Genomic DNA, 19942 nt, shown 5'->3' with positions numbered 1-19942 from the left:
CGTTCCCATACCGAACACGGAAGTTAAGCTCTTCAGCGCCGATGGTAGTTGGGGGTTTCCCCCTGTGAGAGTAGGACGTTGCTAGGCATGCGAAGCCATTCCCTTTGGGGAGTGGCTTTTTTGTGTTTAATTATAAATATGAACTAAGTTTAGAGTCGAGTGATTGTAGATTTTGGTTAGTTGCGCAATAAATCTTGGTAAGCGCTCTATTGTCTCGCTTACCCGCTCAATTAAGCATGCCATGTGCACTATCGTCTTGCTTACCCGCTCAATGACTCACGCTAAACGCTCTATCGCTCTGTTTATCCGCCCTATTAAAACCCAGCTTCCACATTGAGCTTCCATCTCGTCTGCAAATGCCTCTATATTCCTATCTTCAATACTCTAAAATCTTACTAGTAAACAAGATACTAGGTATTCATTCAATAGTCGGGTAAAATATACTAAAGAAAAGAGGCGATACTGCATGACGACAGTTTATGATTTCACAGTGGAAACTACTGATGGAGAAAAGAAATCTCTAAAAGAATTTGAAGGGAATCCAATGATCATTGTCAATACTGCTAGTAAATGCGGCTTCACAAAACAATTTAAAGAACTGCAACAACTGTATGAAGAATATAAGGATCAAGGGCTGGTTGTATTGGGCTTCCCATCGGATAATTTTAATAATCAGGAATTTGATGATATTGAAGAGACGATGAATTTCTGCCAATTGAATTATGGCGTGACGTTCCCTATGTTTGCCAAGGTAGATGTAAAAGGTGATGAAGCAGCACCTTTATTTACGTATCTTGCAGAACAGCAAAAGGGAGTATTAACAGAAGGTATCAAATGGAACTTCACGAAGTTCTTAATTGATTCAAACGGAAAAGTAGTTGATCGTTTTGCACCACAGACCAATCCACTTAAGATGCAAAAGTCACTCAATAAAATATTTGACAAGTAGATGTAATGGCCAGTTTATAAACTTCTATCTTGACACGTCTCATTGACGCTGATAACCTTTTAATAATCTGAATAGACAATAGTAATTTTAGGAGGAAGAAAGTTAATGTGGGAATCAAAGTTTTCTCGTGAAGGTCTGACGTTTGATGATGTATTATTGGTGCCGGCTGCGTCTGAAGTATTGCCAAAGGCCGTTTCGCTGTCTGTGAACTTAACGGATAGTATTAAGTTGAATATACCTATCATCAGTGCAGGTATGGATACAGTAACGGAATCTAAGATGGCGATATCTATGGCTCGTCAGGGTGGAATAGGTATTATTCATAAAAATATGAGTATTGAAGAACAAGCTGAGCAAGTTGTTACGGTTAAACGTTCTGAGAATGGAGTTATTAAAAATCCATTTTTCCTAACACCGGAACACCAAGTATTTGACGCGGAGCATTTAATGGGTAAATATCGTATCTCAGGTGTCCCAATTGTTAACAACATGGAAGAGAAGAAACTGGTTGGTATTTTGACGAACCGTGATCTGAGATTCATTCAGGATTATTCCATTATCATTGATGAAGTCATGACGAAAGAAAACTTGGTGACGGCTCCTGTTGGAACTACACTAGAAGATGCAGAGAAAATGCTACAGCAATATAAAATCGAAAAGCTTCCGATTGTAGATGATAAAGGTATTCTTAATGGATTAATTACAATCAAAGACATCGAGAAGGTTATTGAGTTTCCTAATGCAGCAAAAGATAAGGCTGGGCGCTTACTTGTCGGCGCGGCTGTAGGAGTCACCGTAGACACGTCTACACGCATTGAGAAGCTTGTACAGGCGGAAGTTGACCTAATAGTCATTGATACGGCACACGGCCACTCTAAGGGTGTTATTGACACAGTCAAAGAGATCCGTAGAAACTATCCGGACCTTGCAATTGTTGCAGGAAACGTAGCAACGGCAGAAGCAACTGAAGCACTGTACGAAGCAGGTGCTGACGTAGTGAAGGTTGGTATTGGTCCTGGTTCTATTTGTACTACCCGTGTAGTTGCAGGTGTTGGTGTACCACAAATCACTGCTATCTATGAATGCGCAACAGTTGCGCGTAAATATGGCAAGACCATTATTGCCGATGGTGGAATTAAATATTCTGGCGATATTGTCAAAGCATTGGCTGCTGGTGGCCATGCGGTTATGCTTGGAAGCCTGCTTGCAGGTACTACCGAGAGCCCAGGGGAGTCTGAGATCTTCCAGGGACGTCGTTTTAAAGTATACCGTGGAATGGGTTCAGTTGCCGCGATGGAAAAAGGTTCAAAAGATCGTTACTTCCAAGAAGATGAAAAGAAACTTGTACCTGAAGGCATTGAAGGTCGTATGCCGTATAAAGGGCCTTTGTCTGATACCATTCATCAGCTTATAGGAGGTATTCGAGCAGGTATGGGATATTGCGGTTCAAAGGATCTAGAAGCACATCGTGAAAATGCACAATTTATTCGTATGACAGGTGCTGGTTTATTGGAAAGTCATCCGCACCAAGTACAAATTACAAAAGAAGCACCGAACTATTCGGTACGTTAATCTATTATTTAAAGGGCAGTGAGAAATTTTCTCCTGTCCTTTTTTGTATTTATACGGTGGATAATAAAATATAATGATTTCAAGGGAGAATATGTGTTTTTTTTGCCATAAGCATATCTGACTTGCGGGGAATATGGTACACTGATTTTTGATATTGTGACTACGGAGGTAAGATGAGTGGAAAAAGTAACACAGAGATGGTTGGCGATTTTAATGGTGCCAATGATAGTGCTGATGTCGTTTGGTATGCAGGGATCTGTAGCAGCAGAGGAAAGTGAATCTTCACTGGACATCCGTGTAAACGGAGCTATTTTGATAGATGCCGATAGTGGAAAGGTATTATACGAAGAGAACGCGGATAAGCCACTCGGTATTGCGAGTATGACGAAAATGATGACGGAATACTTGATGTTCGAAGCTCTTGACGATGGAACGATTACATGGGATCAGGAATACCAAGTTACTGAGTATACGTATAAGATTTCACAAGATCGCCGTTTAAGTAATGTACCGCTTCGTCGGGATGGCTCCTATACAATTCGTGAACTTTACGAAGCTGTAGCCATTTACTCAGCAAATGCGGCAACTATTGCGATTGCCGAATCAATTGCAGGATCAGAAGAGGAATTTGTCAATCTTATGAATGAAAAGGCTGAAGAACTTGGGCTGACAGATTATAAATTTGTCAATTCCACGGGGTTAAACAATAGCGACTTACAAGGTATGCATCCAAGTGCGTTTGGCGAGAAAGATGAAAACGTTATGCCAGCTCGTTCTGTCGCTAAACTAGCCTATCATTTATTGAAGGAATATCCCGAAGTATTAGATACGACCAAAATTGCAAAAAAGACATTCCGTGAAGGCACGGACGATGCCATTGATATGGTGAACTGGAACTTCATGTTACCCGGGTTAGTGTATGAATATGACGGTATCGATGGTTTGAAAACAGGAACTACGGAATTTGCAGGACATTGTTTCACTGGAACTGCAGTGCGTGATGGACGACGTGTTATTGCTGTTGTAATGAATGCAGTGGATGATAAAGGCGTTGGATCTTATGAAGCACGTTTTGATGCCACTCGTAAATTATTTGATTATGGCTTCAAAGAATTTAGTGAAACAGAGCTACTCAAAGCAGGACATCAGTTCAAGAAGCAGAAAACGCTAGACGTGATTAAAGGGAAAGAGAAGAAAGTAGCAATCGCTACAAAGAAACCTATTAAAATGCTAGTTCGCAATGGCGAAGATCAAGACTATACTACTGAACTCGTATTGGATGAGAAATTAGTGAAAAATGGACAAGTCCAAGCACCAATTAAAAAAGGGACGGTCGTAGGTCATGTCAAACTAGTAAAAAAAGAGGGTTCAGATTATGGGTTTATTGATGGAAAAATAGTGGATGCAGAAGTAGTCACGACTGAAGAGGTGAAGAAAGCTGGTTGGTTCCCGTTAACTATGGGTGCAATCGGTAATTTCTTCTCCAATGCATGGAATAGTTCCACTGGTTTCGTAAAAGGCTTATTTAATTAAATACCAAAAGACAGCGTACCTACTCAGGTATAGCTGTCTTTTTTTATATTCCATACATCAAACAACTTTGGAATTGCCCGTTTGATGTCATTTTCAGTTAGTCCACCGAAACCGATAAGGAATGAAGGAGGGGATTGGTCAGGTGTTACCTTATAGGTGTCTAGACCACGAACTTTTATTCCTGATTGAAGAGCTTCACTAACTAGTTCCTTTTCAGTTCTAGTCGTATGAATATGAAGCAACACATGCATACCTGCTTCATCGCCCGAGAATGAAATGTTAGATCCATACGATTTCAATAAATTTGTCAACGTATGCATTTTTCGACGATAGATTTTACGCATGCGGTTCAGATGGCGTGAAAATTGTCCATCCGCCATGAAACGTGCAAGGATATGTTGATCTATCCGCGGTACAGAAGAAGAGTAGGGAATAAAAGCCTGACGGTACGTATCCAATAGCCTTGGTGGCAACACCATGTAGGCGATCCGCATAGATGGCATAAGAGATTTGGTAAATGTACTTAAATAAATGACATTTTCTCCTTTATCCATCCCTTGCAAGGAAGGTATAGGACGTCCCCGGTAACGGAATTCACTGTCATAGTCATCTTCAATTATGAAAAACTCGGGATTGGATGCGGCCCAGTTCAAAAGAGCGATTCTACGAGCCGCAGACAGCACTGTACCGGTTGGGAACTGATGAGAAGGGGTTACGTAGGCTATAGAAGCATCAGACCGTTGTAGTGCCTTTACGTCAAGTCCTTCATGGTCGACTGCAATGGGAATCGTTTTTCTGTAGTTTTCGGAAAAGACGTGTTTGGTCATGAGATAGCCTGGATCCTCAATTGCATAGCGAGCCCCTTCACCTAGTATCCGAATAATCAAAGGTAAAAGCTGTTCTGTACCGGAACCCACAATGATTTGTTCAGGCGTACAGTCTACTCCCCGCGAATGGTATAAATAGCGGGCAATTTCCTGACGCAACTCAATATCACCGTGTGGGTCACCGAGTAGTAATAAGTGGGCATGTGATGTATCCATAATATCTCGCGCGTATTTTCTCCATACGATGAATGGGAAGTTTTCTGTATCAATGGAACTTGGTGAAAAGTCATAATCCACGGGTTTGCTTACGGGAACCTCGGATAGAGTATCTGATTTCACAGGTTGTACATAGGCGAGTTCTTCTATTGCTTGTACGAAATACCCTTTTCGTGGTTCCGCCGCGATAAAACCTTCCGCCATCAGTTGGTCATATGCCATTTCTATTGTTGTTTGGCTGACGCCAAGGAACTCTTCCAGTTGACGTTTGGAGGGTAGTTTCATGCCAACGAGAAACTTGCCATCAATCATGTCTTGTTTAATTTGATTATATATTTGTTGATAAAGCGGGATATCCGAATTTTTTTGAAGCTCAATAAAAATCATGTCCATTATGACCCCTCTAATCTGACCACGTTGTTTAATGCACAACTGGCTATTTTCATATGGTCAATTTCAATTATACTGAAAATAACAAAAAGGGGGAAATGAAATGAATTTTACTTATGGCGGCGTTATCATGGATGTAATTAATGCAGAGCAGGCAAAGGTGGCGGAAGCAGCGGGAGCTATTGCGGTTATGGCATTGGAGCGAGTACCTTCTGATATTCGAGCGGCAGGCGGTGTTGCGCGTATGGCTGATCCACGAATCATAGAAGAAGTACAAAAGGCAGTTTCCATTCCTGTCATGGCCAAAGCACGTATTGGTCATATCTCGGAAGCACGTGTATTAGAAGCACTAGGTGTAGATTTCATTGACGAAAGCGAAGTACTAACACCTGCAGACGATGAATTTCACTTATTGAAAAGCGATTTCAGTGTACCATTTGTTTGTGGGGCAAGAAACCTTGGTGAAGCAGCACGTCGTTTAGGTGAAGGCGCAAAAATGCTTCGTACAAAAGGAGAACCTGGCACAGGAAATATCGTAGAAGCCGTACGTCACTTGAGAATGATTCATGCCCAAGTTAGTAAAGTAGTACATATGAGCAAAGACGAGTTAATGACGGAAGCCCGTAACCTTGGTGCTCCATATGAGATTCTACTTGCTATTAAAGAAGCTGGTCGTTTACCGGTTGTGAACTATTCTGCCGGAGGTGTTGCGACGCCTGCTGACGCAGCATTGATGATGGAACTTGGAGCGGATGGAGTATTTGTTGGTTCAGGTATTTTTAAATCAGAGAAGCCGGAAGCATTTGCACGGGCGATTGTTCAGGCTACTACGAACCACAAGGATTACGAGTTGATTGCTGAGCTGTCAAAAGGGATTGGCACGCCGATGAAAGGCTTGGAAATATCCCAGCTTGCAGAGAGTGAATTGATGGCGACTCGCAGCTCGTAATTTGCTTGGTCAGCGCTCTTGGTTAGGGGATTGAAGCCATAGAGCGTTAAATAACCCATCCACACGGGCATTGAAGGATTACGTCTAACCATGAGACAGCTAAGAAGTACGCTAGTTGTCTCATGGCCCTGGCGAATCCCCCATGAACTTTTCTATGAATTCAATAAAATATATCAAAGTGATTGTATGGGGGTAATTTTGTTTAGAATTACGACATTTCCCAGGCTATAACATACCATGTTTCTTGTCAAAAGTTAGAAATTGTAGTATGGTATATGTAATTTCACATACATTACGATGATAGGAAGCAGTAGCGACAGTGTTTTTTTTAGAGAGCTAGCGGGTGGTGAAAGCTAGTAAAAACCGTTGTGAATCCGTCCTGGAGTAGCAAAATCGAATCAGTTGGTTTTGCCGGTCAGTTGAGCCGATATCTCAAACAAGTGGGCTGGACAATCAGTCAATTTGGGTGGCAACGCGGGTAGTTCTCGTCCCTATTTTTAGGGGATGGAGGGCTTTTTTTATTGCTTTTTATTATTAGTGATGTAAATACAAGGAGGCAGATGGCGTGCTAGACAGTAAACTATTGCGTGCAAATTATGAAGAAGTAAAAGCAAAACTTAGTAAACGTGGAGAGGATTTAACCGACTTTGAAAAGTTTGGTGGTCTTGACGAGAAACGACGCGAAATTTTATCTAAAGTAGAAGTACTGAAAGCTGAGCGTAATGAAGTATCACAACAAGTAGCGCAAATGAAGCGTAATAAAGAAAATGCGGATGAAGTCATTGCAAAGATGAAAAAAGTTGGCGAGGAAATCAAAGCGTATGATCAAGAACTTTCTACAGTAGAAGAGGAATTGAATTATGTGCTTATGCGTATTCCAAACATTCCTCACGACAGCGTGCCAGTAGGGGATAGTGAAGAGGACAACGTAGAAGTTCGTACGTGGGGAGAGTTACCGACGTTTGACTTTGAACCTAAACCACATTGGGAGATAGGGACGGATCTTCAACTATTAGATTTTGAACGAGCAGCAAAAGTAACAGGTAGTCGTTTCGTATTTTACCGCGGACTCGGTGCACGCCTTGAACGTGCATTGATCAACTTCATGCTTGATCTTCATCAAGAAGAACATGGCTACGAGGAAATGCTACCGCCATATTTAGTAAATCGTACAAGCTTGACTGGAACGGGACAACTGCCAAAGTTTGAAGAAGATGCATTCTTGATTGAAGAAGAGGATTACTTCCTCATTCCAACATCTGAGGTTCCTGTTACCAACTTCTATCGTGATGAAATCTTGGAAGGATCTAAGTTGCCAATTGCGTTCACAGCGTATAGTACAAATTTCCGTTCTGAGGCAGGGTCTGCAGGTCGTGATACGCGTGGATTAATTCGCCAGCATCAATTCAATAAAGTGGAGTTGGTTCGCTTTGTTAAACCGGAAGATTCATACGATGAGTTGGAGAAATTGACTGGCCATGCGGAAAAAGTATTGCAGTTGTTGAAGTTGCCGTATCGTGCACTCAAGATGTGTACAGCAGATTTAGGTTTTACGGCTGCCAAGAAGTACGACTTGGAAGTATGGATACCTACACAAAACGTCTATCGAGAAATATCTTCTTGTTCCAACTTTGAAGATTTCCAAGCGCGTCGAGCACATATTCGTTTCCGCCGTGAGCCGGGTGCGAAGCCTGAGTACGTTCATACGTTGAATGGTAGTGGTTTAGCTGTCGGTCGTACAGTAGCAGCAATTTTGGAAAATTATCAGCAGAAAGATGGTTCTGTTGTGATTCCTGATGTGCTTCGACCTTACATGGGTGGAAAAGAAAAAATTGAAGCACCTAAATAAGTGGATACGCTATTGATCTGTATTCCATATGATTAACTGTTTTTCTCTTTCAAATTCAAAAGCTAATGAATGAAATGCAAAAGGATGAAGCCCCACACTTACGAGTTTGACTCTAGGCGTTGGGCTTCTTTTTTCGCGTCTTTTCTTTTTTCTCTCAAGGATCGAAAGAAAGCGGTAAGGAGTTGTCCGCAATCCTCACCGAGGACACCCTCGGTTACAATGCATTCGTGATTGAATCGGGGGTCATTAAGTAGTTGATAAAAGGTGTGGACACAACCCCCTTTAGGGTCACGTGCGCCGTAGACGACTCGTGGAATACGAGATTGTAGTATGGCACCTGCACACATAGGGCAAGGTTCGAGTGTGACGTATAGTGTAGTGTCTTCTAGACGCCAACTACCTATCTTTTCACATGCTATTTGGATGGCGGATAGTTCCGCGTGAGTGACGGCATTTTGTGTGGTTTCACGAAGATTATGGGCTGCAGCAATTACTTGTTCATTATGTACAATAACTGCGCCAATGGGCACTTCGGCAAGCGCGGCAGCTTTTTCAGCTTCTGCTATTGCCAGTCTCATGTAGTATTCATCATCTTTCATCAATGTATCACTCCTTATCAACAGTCTATCATGCGGAACATCAAAATCAATTAGTGAAATGTTCCACGTGAAACAATCGAGAAGAAAACACTACACAACTCAATATAATTCACATTGTATATGGTCGTCTATGATAAAATGAAAAGGTAACGAATTGAAAGGGTGAGTGGTAAATGTTTGTCCCGTTTATTGCGGTAGAAGGTCCGATTGGTGTAGGGAAGACTACGCTCACGGCAGCAATTGCCGAGACCTTTTCATATAATCAATTAAGAGAGATTAGTGGAGAAAATCCTTTCCTTGATCAGTTTTATCAAGACAAAGAAAAGTGGAGTTTCCAGACGGAAATGTTTTTCCTGTGTAATCGATATGAACAATTGAAGAAAATTAATAAAGAATATATTTCACAAGGATTACCCGTGGTGGCCGATTATCATGTATTCAAAAATATGCTATTTGCGCAACGTACATTAGAGTCAAAGGATTTTGTGAAATATAAAGATATCTATCATATTTTGACGAAAGATCTGCCTATGCCGAACGTCGTTATTTCATTGTCAGCATCTATTCCTACACTGCTCAACCGAATAGACGAGCGTGGTCGATCGTATGAAGCAGATATGGATCCTGATTACTTACTACAACTATCGAAAGATTACCGTACTTATTTGCCAGAGTTCGAAGCAACATACCCTGATGTCCAAGTTATCCATATAAACGGCGATGTAGTGGACTATGTGCGCAATAAAGATGACATGGATGCAATTCTAAGCAAAGTTTATGAGGCGATTCAGAAAGGTTTGAAGCTAAATGAAGTTACCTAATATACCGGAAAATAGTGTATTCGCGGTAGCGGGAATGGTAGGAGTAGGGAAGTCAACAATGGCATACGCGATTGCCAAAAGACTGGGATTTCAAGAGTCCTTGGAAAACGTAGCGGAAAATCCATATTTAGAGAGATTCTATGATGACTTTGAACGTTGGAGTTTTCATTTGCAAATCTTCTTTTTGGCAGAACGTTTTAAAGAGCAAAAGCATATCTTCGAAAGCGGTGGCGGTTTTGTACAAGATCGTTCCATTTATGAAGATGTAGGAATCTTTGCCCAAATGCACGCTGATGAAGGAACTATGGAAGCGGTCGACTTTGAAACATATATGAATCTATATGAAGCAATGGTGATGACGCCATTTTTCCCACATCCGAATGCACTTATTTACTTGGAGGGACCACTACCTGTAATTCTTGATCGTATTGAAGAGCGTGGCAGGGATATGGAGATGCAAACACCGAGAAGTTATTGGGAAGAGATGTATCGCCGTTATGAACAGTGGATTGATTCTTTTACTGCATGCCCAGTCATTCGGCTAAACATCGAAGAATATGATCTATTAGGAAATGAACAGGATATTGAGTTAATTATCGGGAAAGTGGCTGAAAAAATGAAAAAAACGACACCCCTTATATAAGGCGTGTCGTTTGTCTTAATGAACAGGAACTTCTGTGAAAAATTCCTGATATAGCTCTCGAAGGACAATGTTTTCATCTTTTTCTTGAATACCGAATACTAAGCTAACCTCTGAAGATCCCTGGTTGATCATTTCAATATTTGCACCTGTACGTGCGATGGCAGATGCTGCGCGTGCTGCCAACCCTCTTGCATGGCGCATGCCTTCACCCACGAGTACTACCATGGAATAATCACGTTGGAAATGTACGTCATCAGGACATAACTCTTGTTCAATGCGCTTAACGATGCGTGCTTCCTTTTCTGGTGTTAAATGTTCATCGCGAATAATAACAGACAAGTTATCGATACCTGACGGTGTATGCTCAAATGGAATTTCTTCTTCCTCCAGAATTTGTAGCAAGTGACGTCCAAAACCAATTTCCAGGTTCATCAAGTACTTAGCAACGAAGAGTGTAGAAAATCCCTTATCGGCAGCGATTCCGACAACCGATTGAAGAGTATGGTCACGCTCCAGAACGATCATTGTGCCGGGCGCACTTGGATTGTTAGTATTCTTGATACAAACAGGAATTTTGTGACGGAATGCAGGTACTAAAGCTTCCTCGTGAAATACAGAAAACCCTGCATATGCAAGCTCACGCATTTCTCGGTATGTCATGGCATCAATCGCGCGTGGATTTTCGATAACCGTTGGATTTGCTGAAAAAACGGAATCTACATCGGTAAAGTTTTCATAAAGTTCTGCATTCGTTGCTGCCGCTAGTAGGGCGCCTGTAATATCCGAGCCACCGCGGTTAAACGTACGCAATGTTCCGTCTTCTGTGTAGCCGAAAAAACCTGGAAATACGATAATACCTTCTTTATCGCGTAGTTTACAGAGCTTTTCGTTGCCTTCTGGAAGAGCGCGTACACGTTCTGGACGGTGGTTAACAAGTAATCCACCTTCACGGGGACTTACATACTCTGCTTCGATACCGATATGTTGGAAGTACGCTGCAATCATTTTTGCGTTATTGTCTTCTCCGGCAGCTTTTAAGCTATCAACGTATAAAACTTCGTCAGATTGATCTTTATTTAGGCGTCTAACGATATCTTGCTCAATTACTTGTGCAATTTCTTCGTCTAAGCCTAGTCCTTCTGCAATTTCTTTGTAACGATCCACAACCATTTGCAGCGAATCTAGGGTGTCTTCACCAGCAAGTGATGCATTTGCCAAATCAATAAGCAAATCAGTTACTTTAATATCAGAAGAAAAACGTTTACCTGGTGCAGAAACTACGACGATCTTTCTCGATGGGTCGGATACGACGATGTCGACCACTTTCCGGATTTGTTCCGCGGATGCGACGGATGTTCCGCCAAATTTACATACTTTCATTGAGTACCAGATCCTATCTATTTTGAGATTATCTATCTATTTTTTAGAAGATTCGTGAAAACGGGTTGTTATTAAAGTCGGAATTCTCTATAATTGTCCTTATACGAAGAACGATTGTTTTTTCATAGTGTACATATAGTTAGGAGAATCGTCAAATGAAAAATGAGAAAAATGAAATTAATATTGGTTTGCTGGGTTATGGAGTAGTCGGAAGTGGCGTTGCAACTATTTTGCATAATCACCAAGATGACTTACAACATAAGCTCGGTGTTCCTGTATCTATTAAGAAAGTCCTTGTTAAAAACTTGGATAAAAAACGCAATGGCGTGATACCTCAAGAAATGTTCACTACATCACTCGATGAAGTGTTAAACGATCCCGAAATTGATTTGATTATTGAAGTGACGGGAGGTTCGTCTGAAGCAATTCGACGTTCACTTGAAGCAGGTAAAGGTGTTGTCACCGCGAATAAGGATGTCATGGCAGAGTCTGGACCTGAATTATTGAAATTGGCAGATAAAAATAAATGCGACCTATTATATGAAGCGAGTGTGGGTGGTGGTATTCCATTAATTCGTACATTGGAAGATGGATTAGCGTCCGACCGGATCACCGCATTAACAGGAATCGTCAATGGAACAACTAACTTCATTTTAACAAAGATGAAACATGAAAATAAGACGTATGAAGACGCATTAGCGGAAGCGACGGAATTGGGCTTTGCAGAAGCTGATCCTTCAGCTGACGTAGATGGTATTGATGCAGCGCGTAAGATGGTTATTCTTGCATCTTTATCCTTTTCCACAGACGTGCATCTTGACGATGTATTTGTTCGTGGTATGAAGGAAATTGCAGACGGTGATCTTCAGCTTGCGGAGCAATTCGGTTACACAATTAAGATGACGGGTTCTGCTAAAAAAGATGAAGAAGGAATTGAAGTGGCCGTAGAGCCGGTATTTGTTCATAACTCTCATCCACTCGCTACAGTCAATAATGAATTCAACGCAGTGTATGTGTATAGTGATGCAGTAGGTGAGACAATGTTCTACGGACCTGGAGCTGGTTCATTACCTACAGCGACTTCTGTAACAGGTGATGTAGTGGCGGCTTGCCGTAATATTTTGCTCGGCGTGAATGGTAAGAGAATGCATTCACCACAATTTGAACGCAAAGTAAAAACGGATGATCAGAAGTACGCACGCTATTTCCACCGTATAACGGTACGTGACGAAGTAGGTGTGTTGACGGAATTGACATCTATTTATAGTCACCACAAAGCGAGTCTAGCGACAGTCGTCCAAGATTCAGATGTGCACGATGAAGGCGCAGATTTAATCTTCATTACACATAAAATTTCCCGTCAACAACATTTAGATATTTTGGCAGACTTAAAAGACACACCTGCGGTCATTGACATTTCTAGTCATTACCGTGTGGAAGGAGAATAAGGAATTATGAGAAGATGGAATGGATTGATCGAAGAATATAAAGAATGGTTGCCGGTGACAGAGAATACTCCCGCGTTAACACTGCAAGAGGGAAATACACCGTTAATCCATCTCGAGAACTTATCAAAACAGTGGGGAATCAATCTGTATGTGAAAACAGAGGGAACGAATCCAACTGGTTCATTTAAAGACCGCGGAATGGTAATGGCGGTTGCAAAGGCAAAAGAAGAGGGGAAAACGGCGTTGATCTGTGCTTCAACGGGGAACACGTCTGCTGCAGCTGCAGCATATGGTGCACGAGCGGGTATGCGTACAATCGTCGTTATTCCGGAAGGTCGTATTGCATTAGGTAAGCTAGCACAGGCAAAAATGTACGGTGCGGAAATTGTGGCCATCGAAGGAAACTTTGACGAAGCACTTCGTATGGTACGTGAACTAGGCGAAGGGAAAATTGCGCTGGTGAACTCTGTCAATCCTTATCGACTGGAAGGCCAGAAGACGGTAGCGTTTGAAACCATTGAACAGCTTGGTAAAGTACCGGACATCTTTGCTTTGCCTGTTGGAAATGCGGGTAATATATCTGCAGCGTGGAAAGGTTTCAAAGAATATGCAGAGAAAAAAGGTACGAATACACCAAAGTTACTAGGAGTACAAGCAGACGGTGCAGCGCCAATCGTATATGACCGTGTATTCGATGAGCCTGAAACGGTAGCAACAGCAATCCGTATTGGAAACCCTGCTAGTTGGCATTTGGCAACGCAAGCACTTGAAGAATCAGGTGGCGACATCTTGTCCGCTACTGACGAAGAGATTCTGGAAGCGTATCAATTGCTAGCTGCAACAGACGGGATCTTTGCAGAGCCAGCATCTTGTGCAACAATTGCAGGTATCAAGAAACGACTTGATGCGGGATTGATTGAAAAAGGTACGACAATAGTTGGAATCCTGACAGGTAATGGATTGAAGGATCCTGAAACAGCAATCAATGTCAATGCAGATAAGCCCATGATGACAAATGAACAGTTCGATAACTTCTTAAAAGAATTGAAAGAGGGGAACGACTAATGACAGAAGCCGGTTTTTCAGTGACCGTGCCAGCCACAACGGCTAATCTCGGGCCCGGCTTCGATCATTTAGGTCTTGCCCTTTCACTTAACATGACAATAGAAGTAACACCAGCTGACGCGTGGTATGTGTTGTATCAAGATAAGGAGTATGCCGCACTACCGACAGATGAAACAAATCTAATCGTACAGACTATTCAGGATATCGCATTGCGGTATGATCGAGTGATTGCATCGCAAAAGCTAGTAGTACATTCAGATATTCCTTTAGGAAAAGGCCTAGGTAGCAGTGCTACAGCCATTGCAGCGGGTATTGAAATTGCAAGTGAGCTGGCAAGTTTGCAACTATCTCCAAAAGACAAGTTGCGGATCGGCAGCGAACTAGAAGGACATGCCGATAACGTTACAGCTGCATTGATTGGAGGAATGACAGTCTCGTACTTTGTCGAAGATGAGATGGAAGTACTGACATTCCCAGCACCCCCGATTGGTGTTGTCATCCTGGTGCCGCCGGTTGCTTTAAAGACGGAAGCTTCGCGAGGGTTGCTACCTGACCAACTGACACATAAAGTGGCAGTACGCGGAAGTGCAGCGGGCAGTGTGATGACCGCTGCTATTGCGCAATCGGATTGGGTGACGGCAGGCCGTATGATGGAACGGGACTTATATCATGAACCTTACCGAAAAGTTGGATTCCCTAACTTTGATGAAATACGTTTGGCTTGTAAGGAAGCAGGTGCGTACGGCATGACAATTAGCGGAGCTGGGCCTTCACTTTTCGTAGCTGTACCACCAGGAACAGAGCAACAAGTGGCGGCATCATTGGAACAAAGCTTTCCACATTACCAAGCACTTGCCCTGCAACCAGCAGAGGCAGGCGCACACATCGCAAAATAAAAACAGCGTCAGGACTGATTCAGTCACTGGCGCTGTTTTTTCACAATGGATGTATTCTTTTCATGGATTTATATATTGTATACCAGTCAACCGTCTCCGCCTAAAACGCAGGTCAGAGGATTCTATTTGAATTTTTATTTTTAGGCAATAAAAAAACGTTACATCAAGTAACGTGTGCTGTCAAAAATATGGCGGAGGAAGAGGGATTCGAACCCCCGCGGGCTTTAACACCCCTGTCGGTTTTCAAGACCGATCCCTTCAGCCGGGCTTGGGTATTCCTCCGTATCAGACAAATAATATCTTACCACGTTTTTTTAAAAGCGTCAACCATTAATTTTTTTTTTTTTTTTCTCGCGACGAAAAGAGAAGCGCCCCTAATAAAAACTCGTCAAGGCTACGGACTGGAGTAGCGCACCATACATAAAGTTGAAATCCGATTGCAGGAAAATCATTATCAATATGCTTAGCGAGACGGCAGGCAACGTAATGACCGCGTAGACTCGCACTTCTGCGTTATGGAAGCTGAGGTCACAAAATTTAGCTGGATCCATGCTGTTCATCTCATTCATTTCAATTAGTGTACTTTCTAAAGTGCGTGAAAGAAAAGGTTTTTTTACTGTTTACGCAATAGGGTGTTGAAACACATTACGATGAATAAAAAGTTTACCGTTGCAATCACAATTAACAATGGGTATAATAAGAAATGCCGTGCTAGGTGGGGAATTAGCGGTGCCCTGTAACTTGCAATCCGCTCTAGCAAGACTGAACTCCTTTTCCGAGGCTGTCCGCATGTAGGGTCTGCCTCTTGCACGTAGTGTTGACGTCTGGGTCCTGCGCAATGGGAACCCATGAACCATGTCAGGTCCGGAAGGAAGCAGCATTAAGTGGACTCTCTCATGTGCCGCGGGGTAGCCTAGACCGAGCCAACGACAAGAGTAACGCTTATGTGCGGCAGTCGAAGAAAGGTGCACGGCATAAATTCAATAATACACTCGTCCATTTCACTATGGACGAGTTTTTTTTTGAGCCTTAAATAGTGTATACTTCAATGTAGTACGTAAAACTGAAAGGGAGCGATTTACATTGTCTGAGAAAAAAATGAATGTTGAAAGTTTTAATTTGGATCATACGAAAGTGAAAGCACCTTATATACGATTAGCGGGAACTTCAGAAGGAAAGAATGGCGATAAGATCTTGAAATATGATATCCGCTTTTGCCAGCCGAATACAGATCACATGGATATGCCAGCGCTTCATTCACTAGAACATATGATGGCAGAATTCAGCCGAGACCATTCGGATCAAATCGTTGACATCAGTCCAATGGGCTGTCAGACAGGTTATTATCTAGCTGTTATCAATCATGACGACTATAATGATATTCTTTCCATAGTAGAGAATACATTAAATGACGTACTGTTGGCGACGGAAGTACCGGCATGTAACGAAGTACAGTGTGGTTGGGCAGCAAGCCATAGTCTAGAAGGTGCAAAGGAAATTGCACGCGCAATGCTTGATAAGAGAGACGAGTGGACAGAAGTATTTGCGTAATATATCTAAGCGATATACGGTAAAAAAATCGTGTTTCGTGTTATAATAGAAATATTATGCAATCGGAGAAAAGGGGGAGAGTAGTTGATTTACCAAGCACTATACCGCGCTTATAGACCACAGGCTTTTGGTGAAATGTCAGGTCAGCAGGCGATCAAGCAAACTCTGCAAAACACCCTTCTCCATCAGAAGACAACACACGCCTATCTATTTTCAGGACCTCGTGGAACGGGAAAGACAAGTGCGGCGAAGATATTTGCGAAAGCACTAAATTGTGAAAATGGTCCAGCAACAGAACCATGCAATGAATGCGAGACGTGTAAAAGCATCACAGAGGGATCTAACACAGATGTAACTGAATTTGATGCGGCTTCCAATTCGCGCGTAGAAGAAATTCGTGACATTATTGAACGTGTGCATGTGGCACCTTCCAATGCACAATTTAAAGTCTATATCATTGATGAAGTGCATATGCTGTCCAATTCAGCCTTTAATGCATTGCTGAAGACACTAGAAGAACCCCCCGCTCACGTCGTATTCATTTTGGCGACTACAGAACCTCATAAGTTGCCGCTTACTATCATTTCCAGATGTCAGCGATTTGATTTCAAGCCCATTACGGCACCTGAAATCATTGATCGAATGGAAAAGGTTATTGGAGATATTGGAGTTACGGCGGAGACTGGAGCATTGCGCGCAATCGCACAAGCTGCGACGGGTGGAATGCGGGATGCGCTTAGTATGCTCGACCAAGCCGTGTCATTTAGCGGAGACGAGTTGACGACAAGTGATGCGTTACTAGTGACTGGAGCAATTGGTGAAGAAATCTTTTATCAGCTAGCACAATCAATTCAAACGAAAGACGCGGGATCCGCATTGTCTTTACTGAATGAACTGATTGCCGAAGGTAAAGATGTAGGTAGACTTGCCGAAGACATGATCACGTTTTTCCGTGATATGTTACTACTCGGCACAGCGCCTGAGTTGACAAGTCTTCTGGAATTAATTTCAGACGGTGAAAGATTTCAGGAACTTGCCCAAGAGTTTCATTCGGATGAATTGTACCGATACATCGATATCCTTTCAAAAACACAACAAGAAATGCGTTTTTCTAATCACGGGAAGGTCTACATTGAATCTGCTTTATTGAAAATGATTCATTCCGGAGAGCAACAACAAATGCAAACTTCTGTAGCTGACCCTGAAATGGCTCAGAAGTTTGCAATTCTAGAACAGACCGTTAGACAACTTCAGCAACAATTGGCAACAGGGGCTGTGCAGCAAGCCGCGGAGCCGCAAGCGCCGGCAAAAAGAGCTGCTTCAACTGCTTCTAGATCTGCCAAAGTGCCAACGGGTAAAATTGTGGAAGTCTTAAAATCGGCAACGAAGTCCGATATTCAAGTGATTCGTGAGCAATGGGCGGGTATGATGCAAAGTATGCAACGCTCACACGCCGCTTTATTGGAAGAGACGGAGCCTGTAGCAGCATCAGAGTCGGCTTTTGTGCTAAAATTTAAATATGAAATTCATTGCTTGATGGCTTCTGAGAATGCTACATTACAAGCTGGACTATCGAATGCATTACTGCAGCTGACAGGAAAAGGCTATGAAGTAGTCTACGTAGCGGAGGAAAGCTGGCTGCAAGTTCGTGCTGATTTCATTCGAAAAAGTGGTTTGGTCAGTCAAAATAGTAAAGATAACCCTCAACAGTCAGACGATGAGCAACCAACGTCAGCGTTTATGGAAGAAGCAACAATTGAAGACGCTGACCCACTCGTAACTGAAGCTGAGAAAATGTTTGGAAAAGATTTTATTACAATAGAAGAGTAATTTACTAAGGAGGAATTATTTATGCGTGGAGCAGGGAATATGCAAGGTATGATGAAGCAAATGCAAAAGATGCAAAAGAAGATGGCAGAGGCACAGGAAAACCTAGGTAATGAGCGAATGGAAGGTACAGCAGGTGGCGGTATGGTAAAAGTAATCGTCTCAGGCCATAAAGAAGTACTTGAAGTGATCATTGATCCAGAAGCGGTAGATCCAGAAGAGGTAGAAATCTTACAGGACTTGATTGTCATCGCTACAAATGATGCTATTGCAAAAGCAGAAGAAATGACGAACTCCACAATGGGCCAATTTACAAAAGGAATGAACTTGCCCGGGATGTTCTAGGAGGTTGTATAATGCATTATCCTGAACCTATATCTAAGTTGATGGATAGTTTTATGAAACTGCCAGGCATTGGCCCCAAAACCGCGGGTCGTCTGGCGTTTTTTGTATTAAGTATGAAAGAAGATACTGTGCTGGATTTTGCCAAAGCGTTAGTGGATGCGAAACGTAATCTTCAGTTTTGTTCAGTTTGTGGTCATATTACGGATATCGATCCATGCTATATCTGTCAGGATCAATCACGTGATCGTACAACCATATGTGTCGTTCAAGATCCGAAAGACGTGATTGCCATGGAAAAAATGCGTGACTACCGTGGTTTGTACCATGTATTACAAGGTGCCATATCACCGATGGACGGCATCGGGCCGGAGGATATTAACGTTCCTTCACTATTAACTAGACTCCAAGAAGATGAAGTGCAGGAATTGATTCTTGCGACGAACCCTACTATAGAAGGAGAAGCAACAGCTATGTATATTTCAAGGCTGGTTAAACCATCCGGAATCACGACTACGCGTATCGCCCACGGCTTACCTGTCGGCGGGGATCTAGAATATGCAGATGAAGTTACATTGTCTAGAGCATTGGAAGGTCGTCGAGAACTATAAAAAGAATTAAAAGATAGAGAACGAGTAGACTAATCCTCTACAGAGACGCATATAGATGAGTATCTATGAGATAGAAAGGGCGTTTTCTGTGAGGATTTTAGTCATAGCTTTATTAGGAGTCGTATCATTGTTGCTTTTAAGTATGAGTCGAACCACTCTCGAAAAAAACATGGAACGCTTATCGGTATTCTGGTTTAGACTAGCTTTTGCGTTCTTTATTCTCTTTTTAATGAACATTGCTGGTGGATTTATTGGCATCTACGTACCTGTTAATATTGCATCCGGCATGATCTTAGCTATATTAGGAGTGCCCGGATTCGCAGCGCTATGCGGTTTCGCCATTCTTTTTTAAAAGAATGGTGAAAAAGCTTGCATTCTCATAAACAGGGTGGTATATTTATAAGCGTCGCATCAAGCAGTTGCGAAAACATCAAACTTAACAAGAAAAACTTTTTAAGTAAAAGTGTTGACAAC

The 19942-nt window shown here is 42.3% G+C and carries 18 protein-coding genes, 1 tRNA gene, 1 rRNA gene, 1 other RNA gene and 1 other annotated feature; of the genes, 17 read left to right on the top strand and 4 right to left on the bottom strand.

The window, feature by feature from the left end; genetic code table 11:
* The 4 genes from rrf to CSV75_RS15895 form a co-directional block, all read left to right on the top strand.
* Window positions 1-87 (top strand): 5S ribosomal RNA (rrf, locus tag CSV75_RS15910); the annotation flags it as partial.
* Between the two features lie 379 nt (window positions 88-466).
* Complete coding sequence (locus tag CSV75_RS15905) at window positions 467-949, top strand: glutathione peroxidase (RefSeq protein ID WP_099676590.1); 483 nt, start codon at window positions 467-469, stop codon at window positions 947-949.
* A 105-nt stretch (window positions 950-1054) separates the two neighbouring features.
* Window positions 1055-2521: an IMP dehydrogenase gene (gene guaB / locus CSV75_RS15900; protein ID WP_099676589.1), complete on the top strand. Its 1467-nt coding sequence runs from the start codon at window positions 1055-1057 to the stop codon at window positions 2519-2521.
* Between the two features lie 177 nt (window positions 2522-2698).
* Window positions 2699-4054 carry a D-alanyl-D-alanine carboxypeptidase family protein gene (locus tag CSV75_RS15895; RefSeq protein ID WP_099676588.1) on the top strand — a complete coding sequence of 452 codons (1356 nt, stop codon included), beginning with the start codon at window positions 2699-2701 and terminating at the stop codon, window positions 4052-4054.
* A gap of 23 nt (window positions 4055-4077) precedes the next feature.
* Here the strand turns inward: CSV75_RS15895 and pdxR are convergent, their stop codons facing one another.
* Window positions 4078-5490, bottom strand: a complete 1413-nt coding sequence (gene pdxR, locus CSV75_RS15890; protein WP_099674196.1) for a MocR-like pyridoxine biosynthesis transcription factor PdxR — start codon at window positions 5488-5490, stop codon at window positions 4078-4080.
* 100 nt (window positions 5491-5590) lie between these two features.
* Here pdxR and pdxS point away from each other — a divergent pair, with 100 nt between their 5' ends.
* Both pdxS and serS read left to right on the top strand, forming a co-directional pair.
* Window positions 5591-6436 (top strand): pyridoxal 5'-phosphate synthase lyase subunit PdxS, encoded by an 846-nt coding sequence (pdxS, locus tag CSV75_RS15885; RefSeq protein WP_099676587.1) that lies wholly within the window; start codon window positions 5591-5593, stop codon window positions 6434-6436.
* A 288-nt stretch (window positions 6437-6724) separates the two neighbouring features.
* Window positions 6725-6932 (top strand) — a binding site (T-box leader).
* Window positions 6933-7001: 69 nt separating this feature from the next.
* Complete coding sequence (serS, locus tag CSV75_RS15880; RefSeq protein ID WP_099632594.1) at window positions 7002-8285, top strand: serine--tRNA ligase; 1284 nt, start codon at window positions 7002-7004, stop codon at window positions 8283-8285.
* Between the two features lie 98 nt (window positions 8286-8383).
* Here serS and tadA read toward each other — a convergent pair whose 3' ends face one another.
* A complete protein-coding gene (gene tadA / locus CSV75_RS15875) occupies window positions 8384-8884 on the bottom strand; it encodes a tRNA adenosine(34) deaminase TadA (protein ID WP_099676586.1) in 501 nt (166 codons plus the stop codon).
* Between the two features lie 173 nt (window positions 8885-9057).
* Here tadA and CSV75_RS15870 point away from each other — a divergent pair, with 173 nt between their 5' ends.
* The gene (locus CSV75_RS15870) at window positions 9058-9705 is read left to right on the top strand and encodes a deoxynucleoside kinase (RefSeq protein WP_099676585.1); all 648 of its coding nucleotides are present in this window, start codon (window positions 9058-9060) and stop codon (window positions 9703-9705) included.
* Window positions 9692-10348 (top strand): deoxynucleoside kinase, encoded by a 657-nt coding sequence (locus tag CSV75_RS15865; RefSeq protein WP_099676584.1) that lies wholly within the window; start codon window positions 9692-9694, stop codon window positions 10346-10348. The genes CSV75_RS15870 and CSV75_RS15865 overlap by 14 nt, the downstream gene beginning before the upstream one ends.
* A 15-nt stretch (window positions 10349-10363) precedes the next feature.
* Here CSV75_RS15865 and CSV75_RS15860 read toward each other — a convergent pair whose 3' ends face one another.
* Entirely contained in the window at window positions 10364-11728 is a 1365-nt protein-coding gene (locus CSV75_RS15860; protein ID WP_099676583.1) for an aspartate kinase, read from the bottom strand.
* 155 nt (window positions 11729-11883) lie between these two features.
* Here CSV75_RS15860 and CSV75_RS15855 point away from each other — a divergent pair, with 155 nt between their 5' ends.
* From CSV75_RS15855 to thrB, 3 genes are read left to right on the top strand one after another with little or no spacing between them, the layout of a single operon-like run.
* Complete coding sequence (locus tag CSV75_RS15855; protein WP_099676582.1) at window positions 11884-13176, top strand: homoserine dehydrogenase; 1293 nt, start codon at window positions 11884-11886, stop codon at window positions 13174-13176.
* Window positions 13177-13182: 6 nt separating this feature from the next.
* Complete coding sequence (gene thrC / locus CSV75_RS15850; protein ID WP_099676581.1) at window positions 13183-14241, top strand: threonine synthase; 1059 nt, start codon at window positions 13183-13185, stop codon at window positions 14239-14241.
* Window positions 14241-15137: a homoserine kinase gene (thrB, locus tag CSV75_RS15845; RefSeq protein WP_099676580.1), complete on the top strand. Its 897-nt coding sequence runs from the start codon at window positions 14241-14243 to the stop codon at window positions 15135-15137. Before thrC ends, thrB begins: the two co-directional genes overlap by 1 nt.
* A 189-nt stretch (window positions 15138-15326) precedes the next feature.
* Here thrB and CSV75_RS15840 read toward each other — a convergent pair.
* Window positions 15327-15419, bottom strand: a tRNA-Ser gene (locus tag CSV75_RS15840).
* 424 nt (window positions 15420-15843) lie between these two features.
* Between CSV75_RS15840 and ffs the strand changes: the two genes are divergently transcribed.
* The 6 genes from ffs (at window position 15844) to CSV75_RS15810 (ending at window position 19820) form a co-directional block, all read left to right on the top strand.
* Window positions 15844-16110: signal recognition particle sRNA large type (gene ffs / locus CSV75_RS15835), an RNA gene on the top strand.
* 125 nt (window positions 16111-16235) lie between these two features.
* Window positions 16236-16688 (top strand): S-ribosylhomocysteine lyase, encoded by a 453-nt coding sequence (locus CSV75_RS15830; protein WP_199171385.1) that lies wholly within the window; start codon window positions 16236-16238, stop codon window positions 16686-16688.
* Between the two features lie 84 nt (window positions 16689-16772).
* The gene (gene dnaX / locus CSV75_RS15825; RefSeq protein ID WP_099676578.1) at window positions 16773-18518 is read left to right on the top strand and encodes a DNA polymerase III subunit gamma/tau; all 1746 of its coding nucleotides are present in this window, start codon (window positions 16773-16775) and stop codon (window positions 18516-18518) included.
* 21 nt (window positions 18519-18539) lie between these two features.
* Window positions 18540-18860 (top strand): YbaB/EbfC family nucleoid-associated protein, encoded by a 321-nt coding sequence (locus CSV75_RS15820; RefSeq protein WP_099637566.1) that lies wholly within the window; start codon window positions 18540-18542, stop codon window positions 18858-18860.
* 11 nt (window positions 18861-18871) lie between these two features.
* Window positions 18872-19468: a recombination mediator RecR gene (recR, locus tag CSV75_RS15815; RefSeq protein ID WP_099632605.1), complete on the top strand. Its 597-nt coding sequence runs from the start codon at window positions 18872-18874 to the stop codon at window positions 19466-19468.
* A 127-nt stretch (window positions 19469-19595) separates the two neighbouring features.
* Window positions 19596-19820: a pro-sigmaK processing inhibitor BofA family protein gene (locus CSV75_RS15810; RefSeq protein ID WP_233191697.1), complete on the top strand. Its 225-nt coding sequence runs from the start codon at window positions 19596-19598 to the stop codon at window positions 19818-19820.
* Window positions 19821-19942: the final 122 nt, after the last annotated feature.

The organism is Sporosarcina sp. P18a, assembly GCF_002743135.1.
Taxonomy (GTDB): Bacteria; Bacillota; Bacilli; order Bacillales_A; family Planococcaceae; genus Sporosarcina.
Note: the sequence above shows the minus strand (reverse complement) of the source record. Positions and strands in the feature narration are given on the sequence as shown.